Raw genomic sequence first — 11641 nt, 5'->3', positions numbered from 1 at the left:
CAATGATTGCTTCTATGCTGCTCCTGATCTATAAAAAAGCAAATGATTTGGGCTACAAAACCGCTAAAAGACGCATCAAAATGGAACTTCGGGATATGATTACTGCAATTTTAATCGTATTTGCGGGCGGGGATCCAGGAAAGGTTTTCAAAACATAAGAATGCAAAAAAAAATGACCGGAATTTCTTCCGACCATGACTAGGCATATGGTCGCAAATATGAGGATATCTTTTTGTCTGCGCTTGCTGTTCAGATAAAGAAAAAAGTAATAGACTGCCGCGATCAGAAAAGCGCCTGCCATTAGGTTCATATAGGCCATCGTAATCAATGGTCCGGTCAATAATGTTGTATGGTTATTGATGTGGAATCCAATGCTTCGCTGTACATCAGGATGCAATGATTGAGAACTGCGCATAGCAATGGTGTGAAGACCGGGAGAAATCAGATGATCCGGAATCCTGTAGTAGCTGCACTCAGTTCCCGGGATTTCTGATTGTCCGGTTTTCGGGAGCTGCCCGTTTTTGCCAATCAGTATACCATCCCAGTACACTTCAAAAGCCCCAAAGGAATCAATCTGAAGTCCAAGAGGCCTCAGATCATTTTCCACCGGACGGAGATCAAGCTGAGTACGTGACCAGAATATCTTGTCCGAAGTATTGCCTCTGGTTTCTGACCAGTCTTGATCAGGGTAATTTTTAGCTGCCCACGCCATATCATCCCCGATTTTATAAACAGGTATTGGGTCTTCATTGCGGATAATAGGCGTGGCTAATAGGTGAAGCAGTGTTAATAAAAATATTAAATTATGCATAATGTAAATATACAAGCTAATTTGAAAAATCTGATGACCGTTTGAAAGCCCGTAGAGTTGTTCAGATGTTTGTGCTGTGAATAGATATATCCGCTATTTAAATTTACAGCATGAAACAAATAATCACCTTCTTTATCATTTTATCTGCGCCTTATATATTGGGACAGAATGGTCAGGTAACCGGTATCATTCATGAAAAATCAGGTATACCGGCAGCTTATGTAACCGTAACACTAAAGGAAAATTCAGATCAACCAATTGCCGCCGGTATTTCGGATACTAAAGGGGTATTCCGTCTGGAAAATATTCCAACAGGAAATTATACTGTCGGTTATAGTCTTGCAGGATTTCAAACCATCAGTAAGCTGATACAGGTTAAAACTAACGAAGTGACCAATGTAGGGACCCTCATTTTAGAACCAGATGCAAAACTATTGCAGGAAGTGTCATTAAACGGACAACGTGCATCAGTTAGCTTAAAACTGGACAAAAAGGTGTTCGAAGTGGGAAAGGATGTGCTCTCCCAATCGGGGGCAGTAATGGATCTGCTCAATATTGTTCCCTCCGTGAGTGTCAGCCCAGGTGGGGAAATCAGTTTACGTGGTAACAGCAATGTGTTGGTGTTGATCGACGGCCGTCGCACCGGACTTACACAAGGGAATGCTTTGGAACAGGTTCCTGCCGACCAGGTAGAACGCGTGGAAGTGATCACCAATCCTTCTTCCAGATTCGATGCAGCAGGTTCGGCGGGGATTATCAATATCATACTTAAAAAGAACAAAAAAGGAGGTTTCAGCGGACAGTTACGTCTGGTCGGAGGTATTCCCAATGAAACACGTATCAGTCCCAGCCTCAATTATAAATCGGATAGACTCAATCTGTTTGCAACCTATGGCATCCGGTTGTCAGATTATGTTGGTCTTTATACGATGAAACAGTCTACGGGGATTTTCGGAACGCCTGTTTATCTCAATCAGAGACAGGATGAAAACCGGCATGATGATGCTAAATTACTCTATTTTGGTGCAGATTTTAAGATCAACGACCATAATACCATTACCGCAGCTTTCATGCGGAACTCAACCCATGATCATGACAAAACTCAACTGAACTATTTATATTCTGATAAAAATGCTGTAATCGATAGTAGTCTCAGTCGCAGTGGCGAATCATGGGAAAAACGAAGCTATAATCAACTGGAATTTAATTATACCAAAAGTTTTGCTAAAGCAGGTAAGAAACTGACAGTCGATATGCAGTACGATTTCTGGGACAGTGACAAGGACTGGAATTTGTCAACCCACAAAGTTTTCCCGATGGAAGCTGTTTTTCCGATGATCAGAACAAGTTCGATGGGCGAGAGTAAAGATTTTATGATTAAGACAGACATGGTACAGCCTCTGGACAGCACCTCAACCCTGGAATTCGGTTTGAAAATGGAGGACCGCAGGGTAAATAGCGACTTTATCGCTGAACAGCAGAATTCAGCAGGTTGGGAGACCATTGATCAGATTGATAACCATCTTTTATATAAAGAGCTGATTGGGAGTGCTTACGTGCAGTTTTCCGGAAAAACAGGAGCTTTCAGTTACCAGGGAGGTTTACGTGGTGAACTTACTCATATCGGTATCGAAGACCGTGTGGGTAGCTATGCTGCTGAAAAAGATTATAACCGAATGTTTCCAACACTCAATATCAGTTACCGTTTCAATGAAAAAACCACTTTGCAGGGAAGCTACAGCAAGCGGATCAACAGACCAAGATTAGGGATGATTTATCCGTTTAATGAACTGACTGATTTGAGCAGCCGTTACGTCGGCAATCCGGATCTTAATCCCTCTTACTCGAATGTATTTGAAGTGGCTTTTCTTAAAAACTGGAAAACGCTTACTTTCAACCCATCCTTCTATTATCAGCGAAATACCGGAGTCATGGAGGATTATACTTTCCGGAATGCAGAAGGTCTGTTTATTACCATGCCGGTTAATATCAGTAAAGAAACACGTCACGGTTTTGAACTTTCAATACTCTATAATCCAGTCAAATGGTTGCAGGTAAATACCGAGCTTAATGTATTTCACTATGCCGAACAGGGGAGTTACCAGAACCAAAGCTTCGACTATTCAGGCAATTCATTTACTGCGCGTATAAGCACTCAGTTGAAATTGAAGAATAAACTCGCTTTCCAGACCCTCTATAATTTCAGAGGGGCGAATGCTACTGCTCAAACCCGAACAGATGCCCTGCACAGTATTGATTTTGGACTGAGCAAAACTTTCTTAAAAGACAAAGCAACGCTTATGTTTGATGTGAACAACCTGTTCGGCCTGAGGAAGTCAAACAGCAGAACAATAGGATCAGACTACGAAATCAGCCAAAGCAATATTCCTAATGCTGCCCGATATCGCCTGACTTTGGTCTATAGGTTTAATCAAAAAGATAATCAGGCAGTGCGACAGGCTAAAAGCGGTAACAGAGATTAAATTAATGCATCTGAAAATTTAATAAAGATGATTGGTTTATTCTGTAAAGTTTAAATAAACAGAATTCCTAAATTTGATCTTTAACGCTATAGTACGAAAAAAGATATTGACAGATGGCAGATGAAATACAAATTCTAAAGAACTTTGTTCAGGGAAAACTTTCGGATAAGGAGTTTGAACAGCAACTCTATACCAATTCAGCCTTGGAAAAACGCCTTTCAGATTCAGCGATTAATTGGTACGGAACGTATTTACAGGATACAACTGCGTTCCTGTACTTAATCGGGCAAAACTATACAACTACAGAAGGACTTTTAAATGCTCACGAAACGGTAAAACTTTTTTTAGATAAAATTGGAATTGAAGTGCTCACTTCAACACAACGTTCTGAGGATTATGATCTGTTACTGAGTGCCAGCCCCAAATACATAGATGCAAAAGCCGATTATATTGAAAAATATATTGTCCCAAAAGACAGAACCCTTTCCAAATCTGACCAAAAGCAATACATAAAACAACGGTACGCCGAACTTTTTAAATACCAGACAAAACCACCCAAATGGATACAAAATCCGGAGTGGCCCATTAAAAATGATAAACCGCTATATTTTTTAGGACAGATTGAAATGAAAAAGGGGGATCTATTCCATGATGAAGGAAGTATCTATCTGTTTATTGAGGCTGAAACTGGAATTATTGAAACCGTGAAACAGTTGTACTGATTGCATATAAATATCGATAAAAATTAATATAAATTTATTTTTCCCTCTTAGAAACCTATACAGGTATATCCGGTGATTTTTCCGATCTAATAAAAGATGATTTCCATAATCTTCTTATTTTCATAACGTTGCTTCTTAGCAACGTTGTTTTTTTATGAAAAAATCTTCTGAAATTTAAGCAGTAATTATTTCCATCCCGAATTATCTGACCTTTTTTGCCGGAAAAAAAAAAGTTGGTTTTTCTAGATTCCATACGCTTTTATAGGTGTGTTATCTTTTTGTAATATTAGAATAATAATTCTCTTATTTTTGATTTATTGTGTTTTTTATTTCTATATTTGCTTTAGATTATCAATTATAAACCTTTATAATTGAACCTAATAGACTGTGCCGTCTTATTTCTGATAATAAAAATATATACTACTTTTTTTAACGGTATTTAAATTCATAATAATTTATTGTTAATAATTTATTATTAAATTTTATTTATGATTGAAAATGTAGTATAAATTTATTATTTTTATTCCCTCATAATTGATAAATGTTTTTTATGCCGAAAGGTTTGACATTTTGTTATGAAGTTTTCCCAGTTATTATCTCAATACCATAAATGAAATGAAAAACTTAACCATTATTGGATTAACCCCTTTTGAAAAGCCGGATGTGAATCTTATGCCTAAACTGCACCAGGCAGGTGCGTTTCCCGTTTTAAGTTTAGGACATGACCTGACAGTTGCTCAGGAAGCACTCAATCAACTTGAACAGACGGATATACCATCATTCGGTATTTACTTTCCTAACGATACGTTTATATCGCTTCAAATCCCCAAAAAAGTAAGGTTTGCCATATTTCCTTCCGGTGTTTCAATGGATATAGCTCCGGACCTGCCTGTTATTTATCAGGTAAGCAGTTTGGATGAAGCCAGACAAGCCGAACAGTTGGGAGCAGAGGGTATTATTATAAAAGGAAATGAGGCAGGAGGTCTGGTAGGCTATGAATCAACATTTGTATTGTTTCAGCGTATCATTAAAGAAATTAAAAGCATACCTGTTTGGGTACAGGGTGGAATAGGGCTTCATACCGCAGCAGCAGTAAAATCGCTGGGAGCAATTGGTGTTGTGCTGGATAGTCAGCTTGCCTTGTTCCCGGAGAGTTCCGTTCCACAGGATTTTAAAGATCTATGCTCAAAACTGAATGGAACCGAAACTAAAATTATAGCCAACCATCGTGTATTGGTGAGGCCCAACTCACCTGCGTTACCGGAAAATGTAAGCACTGAAGAACTCAGACCATATTTTACCGATCTTGATCCTGCAAAGAGCTATATTCCAATGGGTCAGGATATTTCATTGGCTATAGACCTGTATGAAGATTTCAAAAGTCTGAAAAAAATGATTTTTGGATTTAAAGAAGCAATGTATGGCCATCTGAAACAGGCAAAAGCACTTCACGTCATCAGTCAGGACAATCTGATGGCTAAACACCTGGGACTTCGTTATCCCATTGCACAGGGACCTATGACCCGTGTCAGTGATGTGCCTTTATTTGCTAATGCAGTTGCAGAAGCGGGAGCTTTGCCTTTTGTGGCTTTATCCTTACTTAAAGGAGAGGCTGCCAAAGCTTTGGTAATGGATACTAAAAAACTGGCTGGTGAAAAAACATGGGGGGTAGGTATCCTTGGATTTGCCCCTCAGGAATTGAGAGAAGAACAGACATCCTATATTTTGGAAGCAAAACCTTCCGTAGTCCTTATTGCCGGAGGAAGACCGGCGCAGGCCAAGGTATTTGAAAAGGCCGGAATAACAACCTTCCTTCACGTTCCTTCTCCTGCACTATTGGATATTTTCTTAAAAGAAGGGGCTACCAACTTCATCTTTGAAGGCCGTGAATGCGGAGGCCATGTAGGCCCGCTTTCAAGTATGGTTCTTTGGGAAAAACAAATCGAGCGTATTTTAAAAGAAGATCATCCCGAAAAGATCAGTGTATTTTTTGCGGGTGGGATCCATAATGCATTTTCAACAGCTTTTGTTTCCATCATGGCGGCTCCGTTAGCAGCCAGAGGTGTAAAAGTGGGGGTATTGATAGGCACCGCCTACCTCTATACTGAAGAAGCCGTACAAACCGGAGCGATTCAGCAGGAATTTCAGGTACAGGCTATGCAGGCTAAAGACACGGTCTTATTAGAGACTGCACCCGGACACGAAACGCGCTGTCTAAATACAGCATTTGCCCAGCATTTTAGCACAGAGAAGACAAAACTTCTTGCAGCCGGAATGGATAAAAAAGAAGTTTGGGAACAGCTGGAAAAATTAAACGTAGGCCGCCTTCGAATTGCTGCTAAAGGAGTAGAGCGTAAAGGCGATCAATTGATCAATATTCCAACAAGCGAACAGCTGGATCTGGGAATGTATATGATCGGTCAGGTGTCTACCATGCAGAACCGTGTGATCTCCGTTGCCGCACTTCATCAGAATGTAAGTATTGATAACTATAAATATATTGAAGAGGCTGCTTTACCGGAACAACCGGTATCCACAGAAAAACCTCTGGATGTAGCGATTGTCGGGATGGAATGTATTTTCCCGGGCGCTAAAAACCTTGAAGAATACTGGAGAAATATCATCTTGGGAAGAGACAGTGTCACAGAAGTTCCTGATGAACGCTGGAATAAAGAATTGTATTACCATCCCGATTCAGACGGACCGGATGTGTCTCACTCCAAATGGGGTGGATTTATTCCAAAAATAGATTTCGATCCTTTAGCATTTGGAATTCCTCCGCAATCCCTGGCAGCCATTGAACCAACACAGCTGTTGACCTTATTGGTGGCTAAACGTGCGATGGAAGATGCCGGCTATGGTGAAAAACATATCAACAGAGAAAACATTTCTGTAATTATCGGAGCTGAAGGAGGGAATGACCTTGCTAATAGCTATAGTTTCAGAGGATATTATAAACAGGTATTCGGAGAACTTCATGAAGAGGTGAAGCAGGCATTTCCGCATACCACAGAAGATTCATTCCCTGGTATTCTGGCCAATGTGATTGCAGGAAGAATTACCAACCGCCTGGATCTTGGGGGAAGAAATTTCACGGTAGATGCTGCGTGTGCTTCCTCTTTAGCAGCTATTGATCTGGCCTGTCAGGAATTGATATTAGGAAAATCAGATATGGTTCTCGCGGGTGGAGCGGATTTACATAATGGGATCAATGATTATCTTATGTTTTCCAGTACTCATGCACTTTCCAGAAAAGGAAGATGTGCAACATTTGATGGTGATGCCGATGGTATTGCCCTTGGAGAAGGTGTGGCGATTCTTGTCTTAAAAAGATATGAAGATGCTGTTCGTGATGGCGATCGTATTTATTCAGTGATTAAAGGAGTAGGGGGATCCAGTGACGGAAAAGCACTTGGACTTACAGCTCCGAGAAAAATAGGGCAGGTACGGGCATTAGAACGTGCGTATTCCCAGGCAGGAATCAGTCCTGCGGTAGTCGGTTTAGTGGAAGCTCACGGGACAGGAACTGTTGTAGGAGATAAAACTGAACTCAGTGCACTGACCAATTTATTCAGCCGTTCAGGAGCGATACCGGGACAAACTCATTTAGGTTCTGTAAAAACGCAGATCGGACACACCAAATGTGCGGCCGGATTAGCTGGATTGATCAAAGCTTCTTTGGCGGTATACCATGGGGTAAAACCTCCAACGCTTCATTTACAGCAACCCAATGCTTATTATAATGCCGAAACAAGTCCTTTCGCTTTTTATGCAGAAAGTGGATTGTGGAGCGAGAAAAACCGTTATGCCGGAATCAGTGCTTTTGGATTCGGTGGAACCAACTTCCATACAGTCATTGGCAATCATCCTAAACAGGACGATTCTGCCGTATTGCAATCGTGGCCATCGGAATTATTTGTATTCCGTGGTGAGACGTATGATGAGGCTAAAATCAAATTGGCTCAGATTAAGTCTTTATTAGAGATCAACGGTGATATTCCTTTAAAAGATATGGCCTACAGTTTAGCGGTTGGTTCAGAAAAGCCAATCCAGTTAAGTATTGTAGCTGATACCGCCGAACATTTGATGATGAACATCGAATTGGCATTATCCGGCATTGAAAGCAAAGATACTTTTACGGTGAATAAACGCGATGGTAAAGTAGCATTCTTGTTTCCTGGACAAGGCAGTCAGAGAATCAACATGGCCCGCGATCTGTTCGTGGCTTTCCCGGCGATGAGAAAACTGATCGATGGATATCCTGAACTGGAAAAAGTAGTTTTCCCTTCAGCTACCTTTAATGAAGCTGCTTTAAAACAACAGAAAGAAACCATTAAAGATACCCGCTTGGCACAACCCATTCTGGGGATAGTTGATCTCGCTTTGGCTAAATTCCTTCAATCGCTGGACATCGTTCCAGATATGGTAGCTGGTCACAGCTATGGTGAACTACCTGCTTTATGCTTTGCCGGAGTTTTTGAAGAAGAAAAACTGGTGGATTTAAGTATTCAAAGGGCTCATGCCATTCTGGATTCAGTAGAAGGCGGAGATCCGGGTACTATGATTGCGGTAAGCGCGACAAGAGAACAGTTACAGCCGATATTAGACAAAACAGAAGGATGTTATCCGGTTAATTATAATGCTCCAACCCAATGTGTGGTAGCAGGAAGTACGCCAGCTATCAATAAATTAATGGAAACCCTAAAACAGGAGCGTATCTCTGCAAAGAAATTAGAAGTAGCCTGTGCATTCCACAGTCCATTATTAGCCAAATCCAAAGGCTTATATGATGAGGTTTTAAAAGGCGTTCCTTTCCATGAAATGCAGATTCCGGTTTGGTCGAATACAACTGCTGAAATCTATCCGACAGCTCCTTCAGAAATCAAAGAAAGACTGACGGATCATTTGGTACAGCCCGTGAGATTTGTAGAAGAAATTCAGGCGATGTATGAGGACGGAGCCAGAATATTCATTGAAGTAGGACCCGGAAAAGTTCTTTCCGGCCTGACGAAATCGTGCTTAGAGAAAGATCAGCTGATCCTGTATGTAGAAGACAGCAACCGAAATAAACTGAGCCATCTTCTTTCCATGCTGGCACAATATCTGGGAACAGGCAGAAGCTTCAGCATCGAAAAACTTTTCGATGGCCGTAATGCCAGACTGATTCAGATGGACCAGCCTGAACTGTATAAGAAAAATCCAGCCATCTGGCGTGTGAACGGACAGACGGCACATCCAACAACAGGCAGCCTGCCAGCCAATGGTGCGCTACCTATATTAAATCCTATTCCAATGAACAATTTTACCAATAACCAACCAGCTCCTGTAGCCGAATCTCAGCCCGCTGCTGAACGTATGATGCAAGAATATTTAAATACCATGAAACAGCTGATCCAGGCACAGCGTGATGTGATGCTTTCCTTCCTGGGCCAGAATCCACAAGTCAGCCCCGCACCTGTTTATGTTGCACCGGTACACGCACCTGTGAACGATCGTTTGGTGATGATTCCTGCACAGCCGGTTAATGTAGAAAAGCCAGCTGCTGTTGCTGTAAAACAGGCTCCGGTAAAAGATATTAAAACCCTATTGCTACAGGTTGTAAGCGATAAAACAGGGTATCCTCAAGAAATGCTGGGCATGGAAATGGACCTGGAAGCTGATTTGAGTATCGACTCTATCAAAAGGGTAGAAATCATTGGAACACTTCGCAGTGAGCTGGGAGCCCTTACATCAGATCATGCCAATGAAGATATGATCATGGAAAAATTAGCATCGATCAAAACTTTAAGCGGTCTTGTTTCTTGGTTGACAGAATTGACAGGAACTGCAACATCTGCTCCTGAAAAAAACGGAACTCTAGCAACACCGACAGCAGAAGTAGAAAGTAAATCTGCATTCTCTCTGGAAGAACTTCAAAATATAATTCTGGATATCGTCAGTGAAAAAACAGGTTATCCAAAGGAAATGCTTGGATTGGATCTCGATCTGGAAGCAGATTTGAGTATCGACTCTATTAAACGTATGGAAATTATCGGAGACCTTAAAACCAAAATAGGTTTCGGACAAGATATGGACCAAGCTGATGATCTGATGGAAAAACTGGCAGCCATTAAAACATTAAAAGGATTAGCCTCATGGATCATCGAAATGAGTGGAAACAATGATGCTGAACCAGTACAAAACGTATTGTCACGTCTTCGTTTTGGTTTGACCCCAACTGATGTTTCTACAGAACAGAATACTGAAATCATAAAGGGAAAACGTTTTGCGATCACTCAGGACAACAGTCCGCAGACGATGGCGATCAAAAACACCCTTGAAAAATATGGCGCTATCGCAGAATTGGTGGATACAGAAAGAGATCTTAAAGATTTTGACGGACTTATCATTCTGGATCTGTTCTCCTCAACGGTAAAACACAGCATCATTGAACATGTGGATCAGATCAAGAAACTGGATCTAGATAAAGCCAAATGGGTGTATCTGATTTCGGACATTCCAGCTCATATTCATGAATTGACGGATACCCGTCTTTTACGCCATTACAAAGGTTATCCGGGACTTTTCAAAAGTTTAGCGAGAGAATTTGAACAAACTTCTTGCAGGCTGATCAGTCTGAGCACGCCACAGGAAGTTGATCAGATTACGGAGATTGCTTTAAAAGAAATATTAACGACTGATAAACCTTCTGAAGTCATTTACAAACACGACCAAAGACACAAAATAGATATTATCCCTTCTCCATTGTCAACAAGCCTTGAAGAGGCGCATATCCAGCTGGATCAGGAATCTGTTGTCTTAGTACTCGGAGGCGGACAGGGAATCACTGCTGAACTGGTGAAGCATATGTCTGGAGCGTACCCGTGTACCTATATTCTGGTAGGAAGATCGGCGGATCCTAGAGATGTCATAGCGGACCTTAAAGAAGTGGAAGCCATGAAAACCAAGGAAGAAATAAGAAGCTATCTTATTAAATCCGGAAAATTCACTTCTCCTGCTGAAATAGAAAAAGAGACCGTAAGAATTTTCAAAAACAATCAGATACTGCGTACTATCCGAGATATGGAACAACTGGGAAGTAAGGTGGTTTACCAATCCTTAGATCTTTGTGACGAGGAAGGATTGTCTGATTTAATCAAAAATATTTACGAAAAATATAGCCGTTTAGACGGGGTGATTCATGGAGCAGGTCTTTTAGAAGATAAACTGTTCAGGCAAAAGACATCCAGTTCATTTGAACGCGTCTTTGATACCAAAGTAAAACCACTTCGTGTATTGGCAGAACAGCTTCGTGCCGACTGTCAGTTTGTAGTGCTCTTCTCAAGCATCGCTTCAGTATATGGAAATAAAGGTCAGACAGATTACGCTGCGGCCAACTCTGTACTGGATGATTATGCGAAAGCTTTAAACAAAAAATTAAAAGGGAAAGTAATCTCCATCAACTGGGGCCCATGGAAAGGAGCCGGAATGGTTTCGTCAACGCTGGAAACAGAATATGAACGTCGTGGTATCTCTTTAATTCCATTGGACCAAGGAAAAGAAATTTTCCTTAATGAGATCAAATACGGAACCGAAAGTCAGGTATTGATCATGTCCGGAAACAACTGGTAAACCTCTGTAAACAA

General features: G+C 41.1%; 4 protein-coding genes. 3 read left to right on the top strand and 1 reads right to left on the bottom strand.

The genetic code is table 11. The features are described from left to right. Positions 1-52: 52 nt before the first annotated feature. On the bottom strand, positions 53-811 hold the full coding sequence (locus tag HHL23_RS05825; RefSeq protein WP_185194856.1) for a hypothetical protein: 759 nt from the start codon (positions 809-811) through the stop codon (positions 53-55). 110 nt (positions 812-921) lie between these two features. On the opposite strand from HHL23_RS05825, the gene HHL23_RS05820 reads away from it, so the two are divergent. From HHL23_RS05820 to HHL23_RS05810, 3 genes are all read left to right on the top strand, one after another. Next, positions 922-3294 carry an outer membrane beta-barrel family protein gene (locus HHL23_RS05820; protein ID WP_169233866.1) on the top strand — a complete coding sequence of 791 codons (2373 nt, stop codon included), beginning with the start codon at positions 922-924 and terminating at the stop codon, positions 3292-3294. Between the two features lie 113 nt (positions 3295-3407). Next, positions 3408-4016 (top strand): hypothetical protein, encoded by a 609-nt coding sequence (locus tag HHL23_RS05815; RefSeq protein WP_169233865.1) that lies wholly within the window; start codon positions 3408-3410, stop codon positions 4014-4016. A gap of 615 nt (positions 4017-4631) precedes the next feature. Continuing rightward, positions 4632-11627, top strand: a complete 6996-nt coding sequence (locus HHL23_RS05810) for a type I polyketide synthase (RefSeq protein WP_185194855.1) — start codon at positions 4632-4634, stop codon at positions 11625-11627. Positions 11628-11641 lie beyond the last annotated feature (14 nt).

It is taken from the genome of Chryseobacterium antibioticum, from assembly GCF_012927325.1.
Classification (GTDB): Bacteria; Bacteroidota; Bacteroidia; order Flavobacteriales; family Weeksellaceae; genus Chryseobacterium; species Chryseobacterium antibioticum.
Note: the sequence above shows the minus strand (reverse complement) of the source record. Positions and strands in the feature narration are given on the sequence as shown.

Bases quoted from the DNA above. Each gene is read 5' to 3' on its own strand.
- HHL23_RS05815 (WP_169233865.1), top strand. From the start codon at position 3,408: ATGGCAGATGAAATACAAATTCTAAAGAACTTTGTTCAGGGAAAACTT.
- HHL23_RS05820 (WP_169233866.1), top strand. From the start codon at position 922: ATGAAACAAATAATCACCTTCTTTATCATTTTATCTGCGCCTTATATA.
- HHL23_RS05825 (WP_185194856.1), bottom strand. From the start codon at position 811: ATGCATAATTTAATATTTTTATTAACACTGCTTCACCTATTAGCCACG.
- HHL23_RS05810 (WP_185194855.1), top strand. From the start codon at position 4,632: ATGAAAAACTTAACCATTATTGGATTAACCCCTTTTGAAAAGCCGGAT.